14 protein-coding genes and 1 tRNA gene are annotated in these 17,420 nt (G+C 59.6%); 4 read left to right on the forward strand and 11 right to left on the reverse strand.

Annotation, left to right across the window (positions count from 1 at the left end; genetic code table 11):
• Positions 1–42: 42 nt before the first annotated feature.
• Positions 43–489, reverse strand: coding sequence for an Lrp/AsnC family transcriptional regulator (locus Q8X51_RS11155; RefSeq protein ID WP_032883895.1), 447 nt, complete (start codon positions 487–489; stop codon positions 43–45).
• A 36-nt stretch (positions 490–525) separates the two neighbouring features.
• Positions 526–1,395 (reverse strand): LysR family transcriptional regulator, encoded by an 870-nt coding sequence (locus Q8X51_RS11160; RefSeq protein WP_065925400.1) that lies wholly within the window; start codon positions 1,393–1,395, stop codon positions 526–528.
• Positions 1,396–1,506: 111 nt separating this feature from the next.
• Here Q8X51_RS11160 and Q8X51_RS11165 point away from each other — a divergent pair, with 111 nt between their 5' ends.
• Positions 1,507–1,932, forward strand: coding sequence for a VOC family protein (locus tag Q8X51_RS11165; RefSeq protein ID WP_027605927.1), 426 nt, complete (start codon positions 1,507–1,509; stop codon positions 1,930–1,932).
• A gap of 73 nt (positions 1,933–2,005) precedes the next feature.
• Here Q8X51_RS11165 and Q8X51_RS11170 read toward each other — a convergent pair.
• From Q8X51_RS11170 to rpsU, 5 genes are all read right to left on the reverse strand, one after another.
• A tRNA-Ile gene (locus Q8X51_RS11170) sits at positions 2,006–2,082 on the reverse strand.
• Between the two features lie 15 nt (positions 2,083–2,097).
• Positions 2,098–5,841, reverse strand: a complete 3,744-nt coding sequence (locus Q8X51_RS11175) for an EAL domain-containing protein (RefSeq protein WP_407693636.1) — start codon at positions 5,839–5,841, stop codon at positions 2,098–2,100.
• A gap of 121 nt (positions 5,842–5,962) precedes the next feature.
• A complete protein-coding gene (rpoD, locus tag Q8X51_RS11180) occupies positions 5,963–7,813 on the reverse strand; it encodes an RNA polymerase sigma factor RpoD (protein ID WP_065925398.1) in 1,851 nt (616 codons plus the stop codon).
• Between the two features lie 67 nt (positions 7,814–7,880).
• The gene (gene dnaG / locus Q8X51_RS11185) at positions 7,881–9,851 is read right to left on the reverse strand and encodes a DNA primase (RefSeq protein WP_027605924.1); all 1,971 of its coding nucleotides are present in this window, start codon (positions 9,849–9,851) and stop codon (positions 7,881–7,883) included.
• A gap of 444 nt (positions 9,852–10,295) precedes the next feature.
• Positions 10,296–10,511 carry a 30S ribosomal protein S21 gene (rpsU, locus tag Q8X51_RS11190; protein WP_002551877.1) on the reverse strand — a complete coding sequence of 72 codons (216 nt, stop codon included), beginning with the start codon at positions 10,509–10,511 and terminating at the stop codon, positions 10,296–10,298.
• 203 nt (positions 10,512–10,714) lie between these two features.
• Between rpsU and tsaD the strand changes: the two genes are divergently transcribed.
• Positions 10,715–11,740 (forward strand): tRNA (adenosine(37)-N6)-threonylcarbamoyltransferase complex transferase subunit TsaD, encoded by a 1,026-nt coding sequence (gene tsaD / locus Q8X51_RS11195; protein WP_027605922.1) that lies wholly within the window; start codon positions 10,715–10,717, stop codon positions 11,738–11,740.
• A gap of 33 nt (positions 11,741–11,773) precedes the next feature.
• Here tsaD and plsY read toward each other — a convergent pair whose 3' ends face one another.
• A complete protein-coding gene (plsY, locus tag Q8X51_RS11200) occupies positions 11,774–12,343 on the reverse strand; it encodes a glycerol-3-phosphate 1-O-acyltransferase PlsY (RefSeq protein ID WP_065925396.1) in 570 nt (189 codons plus the stop codon).
• A 72-nt stretch (positions 12,344–12,415) separates the two neighbouring features.
• On the opposite strand from plsY, the gene folB reads away from it, so the two are divergent.
• Positions 12,416–12,769, forward strand: a complete 354-nt coding sequence (gene folB, locus Q8X51_RS11205; protein ID WP_046069798.1) for a dihydroneopterin aldolase — start codon at positions 12,416–12,418, stop codon at positions 12,767–12,769.
• Positions 12,760–13,290: a 2-amino-4-hydroxy-6-hydroxymethyldihydropteridine diphosphokinase gene (gene folK / locus Q8X51_RS11210; protein WP_137212403.1), complete on the forward strand. Its 531-nt coding sequence runs from the start codon at positions 12,760–12,762 to the stop codon at positions 13,288–13,290. The genes folB and folK overlap by 10 nt, the downstream gene beginning before the upstream one ends.
• Here the strand turns inward: folK and Q8X51_RS11215 are convergent.
• The 3 genes from Q8X51_RS11215 to Q8X51_RS11225 form a co-directional block, all read right to left on the reverse strand.
• A complete protein-coding gene (locus Q8X51_RS11215) occupies positions 13,273–14,505 on the reverse strand; it encodes a multifunctional CCA addition/repair protein (protein WP_407693635.1) in 1,233 nt (410 codons plus the stop codon). The two genes, folK and Q8X51_RS11215, sit on opposite strands and share 18 nt — an antisense overlap.
• Positions 14,506–14,568: 63 nt before the next feature.
• On the reverse strand, positions 14,569–16,134 hold the full coding sequence (locus Q8X51_RS11220) for a SpoVR family protein (protein ID WP_065925393.1): 1,566 nt from the start codon (positions 16,132–16,134) through the stop codon (positions 14,569–14,571).
• Complete coding sequence (locus Q8X51_RS11225; RefSeq protein ID WP_407693634.1) at positions 16,131–17,402, reverse strand: YeaH/YhbH family protein; 1,272 nt, start codon at positions 17,400–17,402, stop codon at positions 16,131–16,133. Before Q8X51_RS11225 ends, Q8X51_RS11220 begins: the two co-directional genes overlap by 4 nt.
• Positions 17,403–17,420: the final 18 nt, after the last annotated feature.

Raw genomic sequence — 17,420 nt, forward strand, 5'->3', positions numbered from 1 at the left:
GTCGGAATGAATTGTTTTTAGTCATAGTGACGAATTAGGTGGTCAGATTGGTTGGCCGCGATCCAATTTGTTACTGAGGATGATCGATGTGGTGGTTTTCTCCACGCCATCGACACTGCCGATCTGGTCCAGTAATTGATCGAGCTGTTCCGGCGAATCGGTGCGCAACCAAGCCACGTAATCGAACTCGCCGCTGACCGCGCACAATTGTTGAACCTGGGCCATGGCGCTCAGCCTGCGCAGCACTTCTTTGCCCGAGCGCGGTTGCACGGTGATCCCCACATAGGCCTGCAAGCCGCCATCTGCCACGCGTTGACCCAGGCGCACACCATAACCGGTGATCACCTGGGTTTTCTCCAGGCGCGCAAGGCGCGACGTCACAGTGGTGCGCGCAATGCCCAACTGCCGGGCAAGCATGGCCACGCTTTCGCGGGCGTTGATCTGCAAGGCGGCGATCAACTGGCGATCGATTTCATCTAGAACAGGCACGTGGGGCTCCGTGACGGGCGGCAATGGGAACGCATGTTACAGGCTTGGATCGGCCAGCAGGCAGCGGGCAAACAGTTGTGGTACCGGCAGGTGACGTTGGCTGTAGCGGCCCAGCAGGATGATCTCGCGGAAAAAAGTCAGCTTGCCCAGCGGGATTATTCTTACTTGGGGCGAGCGCTCCAGCCACAAGCCTGCCTTTGGAATCAACGATACGCCCAGGCCACACTCCACCATCCTGACGATGGCTTCGAGTTCATCCAGCTCCAGCGCCACTTGCACCTCAAGCTTCTGCTCGCGCAGAAACCGGCTTACGAGTCGGCCGCCAAACGAAGCACGGTCATAGCGCACATGGGGCTGGGTGTTGAGTAGGTGCAAAGGGTCGTCGCCCACCAATGTGTTCGGCACGACCAACACGAACGGCTCCTTGCGCAGCACCTGCACATACAACTCCTTGGGCAGGTCGAAGGGCGGTCGAATGATGATTGCCGAATCCAACTCTCCAGCGTCGACCTGGTTCAACAGCTCCAGGGAGACACCAGGCACCAACTTGCACTCAACCGTTGGCGCGGCCTGGCGCAAGCGCACCAGCGCCTGGGGCAGCAAACCGGTTTGAGCCGTAGTGATAGCACCGACTTTCAACTCACCCCGGTATTCATTGGTATTCACCGGCACCGCCATGCGGTTGAAGGTCTCCAGAATCTCCTTGGCCAAGGGTAATGCGCGCAAACCGGCGGCATTCAGGGTGGCCTGGCGGCCGGTGCGGTCGAACAGCTGCACGCCCAGCGCTTGCTCCAACTGACGAATCTGGGCACTCACCGCTGACTGCGTCAGCCCGATATGCATGCCCGCTGACGCAAACGTCCCGTGGCGCGTTACCGCAATAAAGGTCTTCAATTCACGCAGCATCGATGTCTCGATTCATCAAAAATTTTTGAGCTCGACGCAAAAACTATCGTCTTTTCATCGTTGGGAGCAAGGCTAAACTCGGGTTACTAACGCCCATAGAGGTTTGAACTGATGACACTCGCGCCCTTTCACCTGGCAATTCCGGTATTCGATCTCGCCGCTGCACGGCACTTCTACGGCGACGTCTTTGGGTTGGAGGAGGGCCGCTCCAGCGAACACTGGGTCGACTTCAACTTCTTCGGCCATCAACTGGTGATCCACGAACACCCGAAAACCGCCTCCCAGGAAGCCGCCCACACCAACGCCGTCGACGGCCACGACGTGCCCGTGCCGCATTTTGGCGTGGTGCTGGGCTGGGAAGATTGGCACGCCCTGGCAGACCGTTTACAGGCGCGGCAGACGACGTTTGTGTTGGAACCGCATATTCGGTTCAAGGGACAGGTGGGTGAGCAGGCGACCTTGTTCCTGTTCGACCCGTGCGGCAATGCGTTGGAGTTCAAGGCATTCAGGGATATTGGGCAGTTGTTTGCGAAGTGAGGTTGTAGGCAGCCCCCCACGCAAAACGCCTGTGCCAGACACACAAAAGCCGCGCAATGCGCGGCTTTCGAATTGGTGGGCCCACACGGACTTGAACCGTGGACCAAAGGATTATGAGTCCTCTGCTCTGACCAACTGAGCTATAGGCCCTCAGTAGGTCGCGGATTATAACGATGGTTTCTCCACTGTGCTATCCGAAAAATCCTCAATGCTCCTGCGAAGGAAGGTAGCCGCAAAAAGCTCGGGCGGTAGCGGCAGGCTGACGATGTAGCCCTGCATCTGTTCGCAGCCTTCAGCGGCCAGGAAGGCTTGCTGTGCGGGGTTCTCCACGCCTTCTGCGATGATGGTGAATTGCATGCTGTGGCCCAGGGCGATGATGGCGCGCACGATGGCGACGTCGTGGGGGTCGTCAGGTAGGCCGCGGACGAAGGACTGGTCGATCTTCAGGAAATCCAGGGGCAGGCGCTTGAGATAGCTGAGGGACGAATAGCCGGTGCCGAAATCGTCGATCGCCAGCTGTACGCCCAGGCGCTTGAGTTGGTGCAGGACTGCCAGCGCTTCTTCGGCCTGGCTCATGATGAAGTTTTCAGTGATCTCCAGTTGCAGGCAGCCCGGTTCGAGGCTGTAGTCGCGCAGTAGCTGTTCGATACGAGCCAGTAAACCAGGGTGGCGCAGTTGCGCGCCGGCGAGGTTGACCGATAGCGGGCCAAAACCATCGAAAGTGCTTTGCCAGGTGTGCATTTGCAGGCAGGCGTGCTCCAGCACCCAGTCGCCAATCTGCAGGATCATGCCGTTCTCTTCGGCCAGGGCAATGAAGTGTTCGGGCGAGACGTCGCCAAAGGTGGGGTGGTGCCAGCGGATCAAGGCTTCGGCGCCGATCAATTCTTGTGTCAGCAGGCTCAGTTTTGGCTGGTAATACAGGACCAACTCATCACGTTCGATGGCTCGCCGCAGTTCGTGCTCCAGTGCCACGCGCTCGTTGGCCTGAGCTGTCAGGTCGCGGGTGTAACTTTCGACCCGGTTACGCCCCTTGGCCTTGGAGCGGTACATCGCGGCGTCGGCGTTCTTGACCAGGGTGGCCACGTCGGTGCCGTCCTGGGGGTACAGGCTGGTGCCGATGCTGGCGCTGATGAAGAACTCGTGTTCGCCGGCCTGGAACGGTGGGGTGAAGCAGGCCAGCAGCTTATTGGCCAGTTGCTCGGCGTCGCTGGCGTGTTGCAGGCCGGGCAGCAGGATGATGAATTCATCGCCGCCCAGGCGCGCGACGGTGTCGATGTCACGCAGTTGCTCCTTGAGGCGTACGGCGATGTCTTTGAGCAGCAGGTCGCCGATCGGGTGGCCGAGGCTGTCATTGATGTGTTTGAAACGATCCAGGTCGAGAAACAGCACCGCGCCTTGTTTGCCGGTTTCCTGATGGCCGTTGAGGGCCGCCTGCAGCCGACTTTCAAACAGTGTGCGGTTCGGCAGGCCGGTCAGCGGGTCGTGGTGCGCCTGATAGTCGAGGCGCGCCTGGGCCAGCTTGAGGCTGGAGATGTCGGCAAACACCGCGACAAAATGCGTGATCAACTGGTCGCGGTTGCGCACGGCGCTGATGGTCAGCCAGCTGGGGTACAACTCGCCGTTCTTGCGGCGGTTGGAGATTTCGCCCTGCCAATGACCTTGGGCCGTCAACTGGTGCCACATGGCGGCGTAGAAGGCACTGTCATGCAGGCCGGAGGCGAGCAGGCGCGGTGTCTGGCCAAGGGCTTCGGCTTCGCTGTAGCCGGTGATCTCGCTGAAGGCGCGGTTGACGGCGCTGATGTTCTGGCGCGTGTCGGTGATCAATACGCCCTCGGCGGTACTCTCGAATACCGTGGCGGCCTGTTGCAGTTTTTCCTGCATCAGCTGGCGCTCGGTGATGTCCCGGGCGATGGTGAGCATGCAGTCTTCACCGGCAATTGGCAGTGGTCGGCTGGAGACTTCGCACAGCCGGATCTGCCCGTCGCTGCGGCGTATATGGCAGATGAAGTCACGCACGTATCCATCTTGATGCATCAACTCCAGCATGTGCTTGCGTTCGTTAAGATCGACCCAGATGCCCAGGTCAAGGGTCGATTGGTCGAGGGATGTCGTGCTGTTGAAGCCGGTGATGCGACTGAAACCATCGTTCACTTCAATCAGCAGGCCATCCCGCTGGCGGCTCAGCAGCAAGCCATCGGGAGAGGCGTGGAAGGCCTTGGCGAATTTCTCTTCGGAGATTTGCAGTTGTTGCTGGGTTTCCTTGAGCTGGGTGATGTCGCGGACCACCACCACAATGGCTTCAGTGGTGTCGAGTTGAAACGGCTCGGCGGAAATCAGCCCGATAAAGGCCTGGCCATTGCTGCGCAGAAAGGGCATTTCCAGGTTGCGAATGCTGGTGGTTTGCACGCGTTTCAACAGATCGGGGCCGATACCGGGGATGCCCCAGATATTCAGGGCGGTCGCGGTTTTTCCGATCACCTGCGCGGCTTTCAGGCCCACTTGGTCCTCAAATGCTTTGTTGACCTCAAGCAGGCAGCCATCGGACAGTCGCGCGATCACCAGGATGTCCGGGCATTGCTGAAACACGGAAGCAAACTTTTGCTCGGAAAGCTGCAGCGCCTCTTCAGTGCGTTTGGCTTCGCTGATGTCGATCATCAAGCCCCGCAACACTGGCTCATGGCCGTGTTCGATCAGGCTCACAATGTCACGCACCCAAAGGCAGCGGCCGTCCGCCGTGATCACCCGATAGTCGATGCTGTGGTCGCGGTTGGCGCGGGTTTCCCGGTAGCAATAGGCTTCGGCGCGGATGAGGTCGGCGGGGTGAATGATATTGCGCCAGAAGCCCGGAATCAGCCAATGGGCGCGCGGGTAACCGAGCAGATCCTCGGCGTGGGGTGACACATAGCTGTAGGTGAAATCGCTAACGCTGGCTTCCCAGGCGATGGCAGACAGGCTCTCCACCAGGCCGCGATAGTGGTATTCGCTGCTGCGCAGTTCCTGTTCGAGGGCGACGCGGCGGGAAATTTCCGAGCTCAGTCGGCGATTGATCCGAATGACGATGGCCAATACGGTGCTCAACAACAGCACGGCGGGCAGGCCGTACATCAGCAGGTCGGTCCAGAACGTACGATGGTTGGTGAGGCTGCCCACCCAGTGTTGCTGGATGGCTTCGGTTTCGGCCGGGCTCAGGTCAGCGAGAACCTTGTCCAGGATACCCACCAGTATTTTGTTGTCCCGTGGTACACCCATCGCCAATTGATAGCGGTACGGCGTTTCGCCACTTACGTACAGGCCATCGAGCTTGAGCTGGCGCAGACTCCAGACGCTCGACGCGAGGTCGCCCACCACGGCGTCGACTTCGTCGGTGGCCAACGCCTGCAGCGTCGAACTGACATTGGGCAGGGCCACCAGGTTGAGGTCTGGATGGTGGGTGCGTAGCAGTTCATGGGGGGCATAATTTTCCACCACAGCAATCTTCAGCCCATAAAGGTCATTGAGGTTGCGTGGTCGGGCGCCGCCTTCATGGGCAAGGATGACAATGGGAAAGTCCAGGTAAGGGCGTGTGAATGCCATGAAGTCCTGGCGCTCGGGGGTAGACATGATGCCCGGCAGCAGGTCGAGTTGGTTGTGGCGTGCCCGCTCCAGCAAGGCACTCCAATTGACCGGCTCAATCAGTTTGATCCTGACCCCCAGGCGTTCCTGGATCAGGCGTATGTAGTCCGCCGCCAGGCCTTGGTAGCGGCCCTCTTCATCACGGTATTCGAAAGGTGGCCAGGAGGCGTCCACCCCCACGCGCAACTCCTGATGGTCCGCCAGCCAGCCACGCTCATCATCGCTAAGAGTCAACGCGCCAGCCGTTGCGGTCCAGGTCAGCAGCGACAGCAGTAACACAGTCGGCAATCTGGGCATAACGGTCTCGTTATGGCACGGGGAATGTTTCGAGTGTAGACGGGCATTGCGGGGGAGGGGATTTGCGCGGGATTTTATCTGTACAAAGCAAAACCCCCGGCCTGGGCCGGGGGTTCTGGTGTCACTCGTCGAGGAAGGAGCGCAGATGCTCGCTCCGCGTCGGGTGGCGCAACTTGCGCAACGCCTTGGCTTCGATCTGGCGGATCCGCTCGCGGGTCACGTCAAACTGCTTACCGACTTCCTCAAGGGTGTGGTCGGTATTCATGTCGATGCCGAAACGCATACGCAGTACCTTGGCTTCACGGGCAGTGAGGCCGGACAGTACGTCGCGGGTCGCTTCTTTAAGGCTCTCAACAGTGGCGACATCGATTGGCGACTGCATGGTCGAGTCTTCGATGAAGTCACCCAGGTGGGAGTCTTCGTCATCACCGATCGGGGTTTCCATGGAGATCGGCTCTTTAGCGATCTTCAATACCTTGCGGATTTTATCCTCAGGCATTTCCATGCGTTCGCCCAGCTCTTCCGGGGTCGGTTCGCGACCCATTTCCTGCAACATCTGCCGGGAAATACGGTTGAGCTTGTTGATCGTCTCGATCATGTGCACCGGAATACGGATGGTGCGGGCCTGGTCGGCGATCGAGCGAGTGATCGCCTGACGGATCCACCAGGTGGCATAAGTCGAGAACTTGTAGCCGCGACGGTATTCGAACTTGTCCACAGCCTTCATCAAGCCGATGTTGCCTTCCTGGATCAGATCGAGGAATTGCAGGCCACGGTTGGTGTACTTCTTGGCGATGGAGATCACCAGACGCAAGTTCGCTTCAACCATCTCTTTCTTCGCGCGGCGGGCCTTGGCCTCGCCGATCGACATGCGACGGTTGATGTCCTTGATCTCGGCAATCGTCAGACCTGTTTCGGTCTCGAGTGCGGTCAGCTTCTGCTGGCAACGGATGATGTCCGGCTGCAGGCGACCAATGGCTTCAGCGTACTTCGCCTTACCTTTGGCCAGGGCGTCGCTCCAGCTTTCGTCAACTTCGTGGCCCGGGAACTGGCGCAGGAAGTCGGTACGCGGCATGCGCGCATCACGGACACAGAGCTGCATGATCGCGCGCTCTTGTGCACGCAGACGCTCAAGGGCGCTACGAACGCGTTCAACCAGGCCTTCGAATTGCTTCGGGACCAGCTTGATCGGCATGAACAGCTCAGCCAGCGCCAGCAGCTCGGCAATTGCCAGCTTGTTGGAGCGACCGTGCTTTTTCAGGGCCTTGCGGGTGATTTCCATTTGATCGGAAACCGCGCCGAAACGCTGGGCAGCAATGATCGGGTCTGGGCCGCTTTCGACTTCGTCTTCGTCGTCGGTGCTGGCTTCAGCCTCGTCGTCTTCGGTGTCATCGTCCGCTTTCGCGGCTTTGGCATCGACAGGCGGCGGTACTTCGGCAGCAGGCGGCGCGATGCCGTCGTCCGGGTCGATATAACCGCTCAGGACGTCGGACAGGCGGCCACCTTCGGTGGTGACGCGAGTGTACTCGGAGAGAATGTGGTCAACCGTGCCAGGGAAGTGCGCGATTGCGCCCATCACTTCACGGATACCCTCTTCGATACGCTTGGCGATTTCGATCTCGCCTTCGCGCGTCAGCAACTCGACGGTACCCATTTCACGCATATACATGCGCACAGGGTCAGTCGTGCGACCGATGTCGGTCTCCACCGCGGCCAACGCGGCAGCGGCTTCTTCAGCGGCTGCCTCGTCGGTATCGGCGTCGGCCAACATAAGGGCGTCCGCATCCGGAGCACTCTCGTGTACGGGGATCCCCATGTCATTAATCATGCGGATGATGTCTTCCACCTGCTCTGGATCTGAAATATCCTCAGGCAGGTGATCGTTGACCTCTGCGTAAGTCAGATACTTCTGCTCACGACCAAGGGTGATCAACTCTTTGATACGAGACTGCTGTTGCGCTTTTCCGGACATAACACCCTATCCACTGAAGGTCTTGGCGGGCAAAAAACAAGCCGAGGATTATACCCGAGCTATGACCTCACACGCCAGCTGAGGTCGGGTTTGATGCGGAAACATTCTGTTTTAAGAGGTCGCGCATCTGTTTTGCTATCTGAATTTGCTCTTCAGCCGATAATCCCGGCTGTCTTGCTCTCTTGATCAGTTCATCGAGGGTCTGCGTGTGCTGACCCGCGGATAACCTAGTAATGGTGTCTAAAAACTGTTGTTCAAGGTTATCGCCGTCAATTAGCCACTCCTTTTCCGCGAGTGCCTTCAACAAACGACCCTGTTCCGTGCCATGCCAGCGAGCCATCAGTTGAATGGAGTTTAGCTTAGGATTTTTCTGCACGGCCTCGATCAGTGCGATCAGCACCTGAGCGTAGGTATTGCTCGCGTTGGCAAAATGGTCGGCGCTTTCAACCTTGCTCGCTAATTGCGGGTGGTGGATAAGCGTGCGCAGGGCAATCAATGTGGGCGCTTCTACGGCGACCGGCGTGCGAGGTGCGTAGGCTTCATCGCGATCACCGCGCTTGCCGTTTTTGCTCCAGGGTTTCTTGTCCCATTTCTTGCCGCCGGCACCGGGCTTCTTCGGCGTCCATTCCTGCTGGGGGGCATACGCCTCCTGGGGTTGATGGAAGTCGGCATAGTCCGGCATGGCGTCATAATCCATGCCTGGGTCGTAGGCAGGCGGCGCGTCCTGCGGCGCGCTGTGCACCAGCTGGCTGACGGCCTCGCCACTCAGTCCTGTAATTTCCAGCAGGCGTTGGCGCATCAGGGTGCGCAGGTTCGCCCCTGGAACCTTGTCGATCAAGGGTGCCGCGAGGGTGGCCATATGGGCCTTGCCTTCGAGGGAGCGTGGGTCGGCTTCTTCGGTCAGTTGCTGGAAGAAATAATCCGCCAACGGCTGCGCATGTTGATTGATGCGGGCGCGGAATGCGTCGGTGCCTTCGGAGCGCACCAGGGTATCCGGGTCTTCCCCTTCGGGCAGGAACAGGAAGCGCGCGCGGCGCCCATCCTGCAGGCTCGACAGGGTGGCTTCGAGCGCGCGCCAGGCGGCGTTGCGGCCGGCCTGGTCGCCGTCGAAGCAGAACAGCACGCTTGGCACGACGCGAAACAGGCGCTTCAAGTGTTCTTCGCTGGTGGCGGTGCCGAGGGTGGCCACGGCGTTGCGCAAACCTTGCTGGGCCAGGGCGATCACGTCCATATAGCCTTCGACCACGATGATTTCATCGAGGTTTCGATTGTTCTTGCGCGCTTCGAACAGGCCGTAGAGTTCCTGGCCCTTGTGGAATACCGGGGTTTCCGGGGAGTTCAGGTACTTGGGCTTGTCATCCCCCAGCACTCGGCCGCCGAAGGCGATGATGCGGCCACGGCTGTCGCGGATCGGGAACATTACGCGGTCGCGGAAGCGGTCGTAGCGCTTGCCGGTCTCGGCGTTCTCAACCAGGAGGCCGGCGTCGATCATGGCTTTTTGCTGCAGGGTATCGCTGCTCAGGTGTTTGTACAGGTTGTCCCAGCCAGGTGGAGCAAAGCCGAGGCCGAAGTCGCGGGCGATTTCGCCGGTCAGGCCGCGCCCCTTCAGGTAGTCGACGGCGGCCTTGCGCTGTGGATGGCTTTTAAGGGCCTGACGGTAGAAGTCGGCAGCGGCAGTCAGCAGCGGGTACAGAGGCGAGTCGGTGGGTTGCCGTGGTTTATGCGGGCGGCCACTTTCTTCGCGGGGGACTTCCATGCCGGCGGCTTTCGCCAGGTCCTCGATCGCCTGGGGGAAGTCCAGGTTGTCGTGGTCCATCAGGAAGCCGAGGGCGTTGCCGCCTGCGCCGCAGCCGAAGCAGTAGTAGAACTGCTTGTCGGGGCTGACGCTGAATGACGGGGTTTTTTCCTTGTGGAACGGGCAGCAGGCTGTGTAGTTTTTGCCGGCCTTCTTCAATTGCAGGCGCGAGCTGACAACATCGACAATGTCGGTGCGGTTCAGAAGGTCGTCAATAAAGCTCTGGGGAATCAGCCCGGCCATGGCGTTCTCGTCATCACTGCGTGTAAATGAGTGCCCGTGAAGTGCTCAAGCGCACGTATCGAATGGCTTGACCATCAATCGTCTGCTTGGGCTGTCAGGAAGTGTATCTGCCGAACATTCACTGACGTTAGTTTCAATCAGTGTGTCGGCCTGGAAATGTTGCCCTCGAGTCCGGCGCCGGCCAATCGTGGCCTCGGATGCTCGTCGCTGGGCACAGCCGATACAGTTGATCGCCTGCTTATAAAATGAGTGTGCTCGTCAGTAGCCTTGTTAGGCTCGTCAGAAGAGACGTGCACCGCTGGCAAAAGAGCCAGTCCTGACGTTTGAAGCAGGTGTATCAGTCGCGTGTGCGGCGTCAACGATGAAGCATCAAGCGATATCCGCAAATGCCAACAGCCCGGCTGAGGCCGGGCTTGGCAGAAGCTTGCTACGAACGTCTGTGTATTAGTACAGACGAACGGCGCGGCGCTGTTCGCGCTGAACTTTCTTGGCGTGACGCTTAACAGCGGCTGCTGCTTTACGCTTACGCTCAGAAGTTGGCTTCTCATAAAATTCGCGGCTACGAACTTCAGCCAGAACACCGGCTTTTTCGCAGGAGCGCTTGAAACGACGCAGAGCTACGTCGAAGGGTTCGTTCTCTTTTACTTTGACGGCTGGCATCCAGAGCTACCTTCTTTCATTACCGGGAATCAACGTTCTCGTCGCAAAAAATTCGCGGCTGAGGTCGTCGGTTTTTAAGGGTTGCGGATGTTAACCCCTCATTGGCAGGAATGCAAAGCCTCTGATCGAAAACCGCTAGTCGGGAGGGGGAGTGGCGACTATTATGCGCGCCTTCGAATTCAGCCTCTACAAGGCGCAAACCCATGCTAGTACTGGGACTTGAAACCTCCTGCGACGAAACCGGTGTCGCACTTTACGACAGTGAACGCGGGCTCTTGGCCGATGCACTGTTCAGTCAGATCGACTTGCATCGGGCCTATGGCGGCGTTGTGCCGGAGCTGGCCAGTCGTGATCACGTCAAACGTATGCTGCCGTTGATTCGCCAGGTGTTGGACGAGGCCGGTTGCGTGCCGACCGAGATCGATGCGATTGCCTATACGGCGGGCCCTGGATTGGTCGGAGCCCTTCTGGTTGGCGCCTCTTGTGCCCAGGCGCTGGCTTTTGCCTGGGGCATTCCGGCCCTCGGCGTGCACCATATGGAAGGCCATTTACTGGCGCCGATGCTGGAAGAAAACCCGCCGCAGTTCCCGTTCGTCGCTTTGTTGGTTTCGGGCGGGCATACGCAGCTGGTCCAGGTCGACGGAATCGGTCAATACACGCTGTTGGGCGAGTCCTTGGACGACGCCGCCGGCGAAGCTTTCGACAAGACCGCGAAGATGATGGGCCTCAATTACCCGGGTGGGCCGGAAATCGCCCGCCTGGCCGAAAAAGGCGTTGTCGGTCGCTACACCTTCCCGCGCCCGATGTGCGATCGCCCTGGTCTGATGTTCAGCTTCAGCGGCTTGAAAACCTCCGCGTTGAATACCTGGCAGCACAGTGTCAGCGCCGGGGACGACAGTGAGCAAGCCCGTTGCGACATCGCGCTGGCGTTCCAGCAGGCCGTGGTGGAGACTTTGACCATCAAGTGCAAGCGTGCCCTGAAACAGGCCGGCATGAAGCGCCTGGTGATCGCCGGTGGCGTCAGCGCCAACAAGGCGTTGCGCAGTTCATTGGAAAAGATGCTTGGTGATATGAAGGGTGATGTGTTCTACGCCCGCCCTGAGTTCTGCACCGACAACGGCGCGATGATCGCCTATGCCGGTTGTCAGCGCCTGCAGGCGGGGCAGCACGAAAGCCTGGCGATCAGCGTGCAGGCGCGCTGGCCGATGGAGCAGCTGCCGCCCTTGTAAGAGTGCAACGTGAGTCGGGCTCATTGGCGGTATTTAAAAATGCCGTTCGCGCCCGGCAAACAGGTCGCGTAGATTGCCCCGGTGTCGCCAGACGATCAGCAGTGTCAGCACGCTCATCGGCAGCAGCGCCGCCGGTTCCTGCCAGGCCAGCAACGGCAGGGTGAGCGGTGTGGCGATCAGAGCTGCCAGCGAGCTGGTGCGGGTCAGGTAGAACGTCAGCAGCCAGGCGAGCACGGCCAGCAACGCCGCCGGCGGGTAGATCCCCAGCAGCATGCCGGCTGCCGTGGCGACACCTTTACCACCGCGAAAACGGAAGTACAGGGGAAACAGATGGCCGAGGACGGCGCACACGCCCACCCAGGCCTGCTGCTGTAGGGTCAGGCCGGCGAGGCTGGCGATCAGTACGGGCAACAGGCCCTTGCATACGTCGCCCAGCAGCGTCAGTACGGCGAGCTTCTTGCCGGCCAGGCGCAACATATTGGTGGCGCCGGCATTGCCTGAACCACTCATTCGCGGGTCGGGATTTCCCGTCAGGCGGCTGAGCAAAATGGCGAAGGACAGCGAGCCGAGCAGGTAGGCGAGAATCGCCAGTGACCAAAACATGCTAACTATTCCGGGCGAGGATGCCCTGATTCTAACGGGGCATCGCGCCCTTGTCGTGCTGCGGAGAAGAGCTTGGACAGAGTGTTTATCGAAGGCCTGGAAGTCGACACCGTGATCGGGGCCTACGACTGGGAGCGCGGGATCCGCCAATGCCTGCGCCTGGACCTGAGCTTCGCTTGGGATAACCGCCCGGCTGCGGCTGGCGACGACCTGGCCCTGGCACTGGATTACGCCAGTGTGTCCGCGCGGATCCAGGCCTTTGCCGAGCAGTCCCAGTACCAGCTGGTCGAGACCTTTGCCGAACGCCTGGCCGAAGTGCTGATGAGCGAGTTCCAGATTCCCTGGCTGCACCTCAAGCTGACCAAGCCCGGCGCAGTGCCGGCTGCCAAGGGTGTAGGCGTGGAGATTGAGCGCGGATGTCGCTGACTCAGGTTTACCTTGGCCTCGGTAGTAATATCGAGCGCGAGCCCCACCTGCGCGCCGGTCTCGACGCGTTGGCGAGTTTCCTTACGGATATGTGCTGCTCGGCGGTGTTCGAGAGCCAGCCGGTGGGCATCAAAAGCGGGCCATTCTTCAATCTGGTGGTGTCGGCCTATACCGACCTGTCATTGATGGAGTTGGATCGTCGGTTGAAATCCATCGAGGCTGACAATGGCCGCTATGCGCCGGATCGCAAAGGCCTGCCGCTGGATATCGACGTGCTGCTGTACGGCGAGTTGGTGGGTGACTTCGATGGTTTGATCCTGCCGCGGGCGGAGATCCTGAAAAATGCCTTTGTGCTGTGGCCGCTGTCGATGATGGCGCCGGACCGGGTGCACCCTGAAGCGGGCAAGACGATGGCTGCGTTGTGGCGTGATGCTCAGATTGATCAGGTGCTGGCGCCTGTCGGGTTTGAATGGCAGGGCCAGCAACTCACCCCGGACTCGCTCCTACAAGGGTTTGTGTAGTTCCTTGTAGGCTTTGAGTGCCCTGAGTCGTTCACGCTTGAGCGCCTCGCCCAACTCCGGCCCCTTGAATCCCCGCTCAAGCAGTGGCGCAACTGCAACCTCGCGCGCTGCTTTCGCCGCGCCGCGTAAGTAATCCGCCTGTGGATAACTTCTTCGCTCCAGCCCCTTGCGGCCCCGGGCATCCATTTCGCAGGCGACCACAAACTCCTCAAAGCGCTGTGGCCTGCGGTATACGTCAAAACTTTGCAGCAACTCCAGCAACGTCGAGGCTTTCAGCTCCAGCGCGCGATGACCGTGGGTGTGATACTGGCCCACCAACAGCGCCAATTCCTGGCAATCCCTTGGCACTTTGAAGCGCTCATTGACGGCCTTGATCAGCTTCAAGCCTCGATGCTCATGAGCGATGTGCTGCGGTAACTTACCCACAGGCGTCAGGCCCTTGCCCAGGTCATGCAGCAGGCAGGCCCAGCGTACGGTCAGGGGCTGTTTGTGCTCGGCAGCTTGTTCCAGCACGCTCAAGGTGTGCACACCCGTGTCGATCTCGGGGTGATGGGCCTCGGGTTGTGGCACGCCAAAGAGTGCGTCCACTTCCGGCATCAAGATCTTCAGCGCATTACAGTCCCGAAGTACCTGGATAAACACCTGGGGCTGATCTTCCATCAACGCCCTGGAGATTTCTTTCCAACTGCGCTCCGGGGTCAGGGCTTCCAATTCACCGGACTCGCTGAGTTGACGCATCAGCTCCAGTGTCTCCGGTGCTACCGTAAAACCCAGGTGTGCGTAGCGCGCGGCAAAACGGGCGACACGGAGAACTCTGAGTGGATCTTCGGCGAATGCGGGGGAAACGTGACGAAGTATGCGGGACTCAAGGTCGCGCTGGCCGTGATACGGATCAGTCAGGTTACCGTCGTCGTCTTCGGCGATGGCGTTGATGGTCAGGTCGCGACGGATCAGGTCTTCTTCCAGCGTCACCTCGGGGCTGGCGTGAAACACAAAACCACCGTAACCCCGACCACTCTTGCGTTCGGTACGGGCGAGGGCGTACTCGTCGCCGTTTTTTGGATCGAGGAACACCGGGAAGTCCGAACCCACTGGCTTGAAGCCCTTGGCGAGCATCTCTTCGGTGCTCGCGCCGACGACCACGCGGTCGACATCGGTGACCTTGATGCCCAGCAGGCGGTCACGCACGGCGCCGCCGACTTTGTAGATTTTCATGAAAAAGCCTCCATTAGCGGCACAGGATACCGCCTGTGCCTGGCCAATGGAGGCTTTGCTGTTTCAGAGATGAACGACGGCCAGGTCCAGGCGGCCGTAGTCGTTGTCGTTGTGATCGTTGCGCGGTGGTACATGGTGGGTCTTCATCACTTGGTCGCCCTGCAGGGTTTCCAGGTGGATGTCGAAGCCCCAGAGCCGATGCAGGTGCTTGAGCACTTCTTCGGTGGATTCGCCCAGGGGTTTGCGGTCGTGCTGCTGGTGGCGCAGGGTCAGCGAGCGGTCGCCGCGCACATCGATGCTGTAGATCTGCACGTTGGGCTCACGGTTGCCCAGGTTGTATTGCGCCGCCAGGGTTTCACGGATGGTGCGGTAGCCGGGTTCATCGTGGATGGCCGGCACCACCAGGTCATCCTTGAGGTCATCATCCAGGATGCTGAACAGTTTGAGGTCGCGGATCACCTGGGGTGAGAGGTACTGCAGGATAAAGCTCTCATCCTTGAAGCTGCTCATGGCGAACTTGATCGTCGACAGCCAGTCACTGCCGGCGATTTCCGGGAACCAGCGGCGGTCCTCATCGGTGGGGTGTTCGCACATGCGCCGAATATCGCGGTACATGGCAAAACCCAGCGCGTAAGGGTTGATCCCGCTGTAATACGGGCTGTCGAAGCCGGGTTGGAACACCACGCTGGTGTGGGACGTCAGGAACTCCATCATGAAGCCGTCGGTGACCAGGCCTTCGTCGTACAGGTCGTTCATCAGCGTGTAGTGCCAGAACGTCGCCCAACCTTCGTTCATCACCTGGGTCTGGCGCTGTGGGTAAAAGTACTGGGCGATCTTGCGTACGATACGCACGATTTCCCGTTGCCACGGCTCCAGCAGCGGTGCGTGCTTTTCCAGGAAGTACAGGATGTTTTCCTGTGGTTCGGAGGGGAATCGCGCGTTGTCCTTGTCGCTGTTCTTGCCGGCGCGTTTGGGAATGGTGCGCCACAGGTCGTTGATCTGCTTCTGCAGGTGCTCTTCGCGCTCCTTCTGGCGCAGGCGCTCTTCCTCGGCAGAAATAGGGTACGGGCGCTTGTAGCGGTCGACGCCATAGTTCATCAGGGCATGGCAGGAGTCGAGCAAGTCCTCCACGGCGTCGATACCGTGGCGCTCCTCGCACTGCATGATGTACTGCTTGGCAAACACCAGGTAATCGATGATCGAGCTGGCGTCGGTCCAGGTGCGGAACAGGTAGTTGCCCTTGAAGAAGCTGTTGTGCCCATAGCAGGCATGGGCCACCACCAGCGCCTGCATGCAGATGGTGTTTTCTTCCATCAGGTAGGCGATGCACGGGTCGGAGTTGATCACGATCTCGTAGGCCAGCCCCATCTGCCCCCGGGTGTACGACTTTTCGGTACTGAGGAAGTGTTTGCCGTACGACCAGTGGTGGTAACCCAGGGGCATGCCGACGGAAGCATAGGCATCCATCATCTGTTCGGCCGTGATCACTTCGATCTGGTTGGGGTAGGTGTCCAGGGCATAACCCGCCGCGATGCGGCTGATTTCCCGGTCATAGGCCTGGATCAGTTCAAAGGTCCACTCGGAGCCGGTGGAAATGGGTTGGCGCTTAGTCTCTTTTTTGGCGGTCATGTCACTAACCTGCGCTGGAAGAGTTCACGGAAGACCGGATAGATATCGCCGGCCGAGACCAGTTGCTGCTGGGCGAACGTGTCGGCAAAGGCTTCGCCGATGCGCTCGTATTCAAACCACAGGGCCTGGTGCTCACGGGGGGTGATTTCGACGTAAGTGTAGTACTGCACAAACGGCATGATGTGGTTGATCAGGATGTCGCGGCAGATCGGCGAATCGTCGTTCCAGTTGTCGCCGTCGGAGGCCTGGGCCGCGTAGATATTCCACTCGTTGGCCGGGTAGCGCTCGACCATGATCTCCTGCATCAGCTTCAAGGCGCTGGACACGATGGTGCCGCCGGTTTCCCTCGAGTAGAAGAACTCCTCCTCATCCACTTCCCGTGCGCTGGTGTGATGGCGGATGAACACCACGTCGATCTTGTCGTAGTTCCGCTTCAGGAACAGGTACAGCAGGATAAAGAAACGCTTGGCGATGTCCTTGGTCGCCTGGGTCATTGAGCCTGACACGTCCATCAGGCAGAACATCACGGCTTTTGAGCTGGGGTTGGGCTGCTTGACCAGCAGGTTGTACTTGAGGTCAAAGGTATCGAGGAACGGCACGCGGTGGATACGCGCGCTGAGTTTCTCTATTTCCGCCTCGATTTCCTGGATATCGCCGAAGTTGTCTGGCTCTTCGCGCTTTAAACGCGCCAACTCTTCCTTTGCCGTCCTCAATTTTGCGCGGCTGCTGCCCGACAGGGCGATACGCCGTGCATGGGCCGAGCGCAGCGTGCGGATGATGTTGATTCGAGAGGGGTTGCCTTCGTTGCTGATCCCGGCGCGTACGGTCTTGAAGGTATCGGTGCCGGTCAGGTTACGCTTCACCAGGTTGGGCAGTTCCAGGTCTTCGAACATGAACTCGAGGAATTCTTCCTGGGTGATCTGGAACACGAACTCGTCCATGCCTTCGCCGGAGTTACCGGCCTTGCCCGGGCCTTTGCCACCGCCACCGCCCTGCGGGCGCTGGATATGCTCGCCGGTGGTGAACTCTTTATTGCCGGGGTGTACGACGGTCTGCTTGCCGCCCCGGCCGTGGTGCAGCACCGGTTCGTCGATGTCGCGTCCGGGAATGCTGATTTGTTCGCCATGCTCCATGTCTGTAATGGAGCGGCGGCTGACGGCCTCTTCAACGGCCTTTTTGATGTGGTCACGGTAACGCCGCAGGAAACGCTGGCGGTTTACCGTGCTCTTGTTCTTGCCATTAAGGCGTCGGTCGATCACATAGCTCATGAGGAGCCCTCCGGGCAG

It is taken from the genome of Pseudomonas sp. Yb2C2 (assembly GCF_052112325.1).
GTDB classification, from domain to species: domain Bacteria; phylum Pseudomonadota; class Gammaproteobacteria; order Pseudomonadales; family Pseudomonadaceae; genus Aquipseudomonas; species Aquipseudomonas marginalis.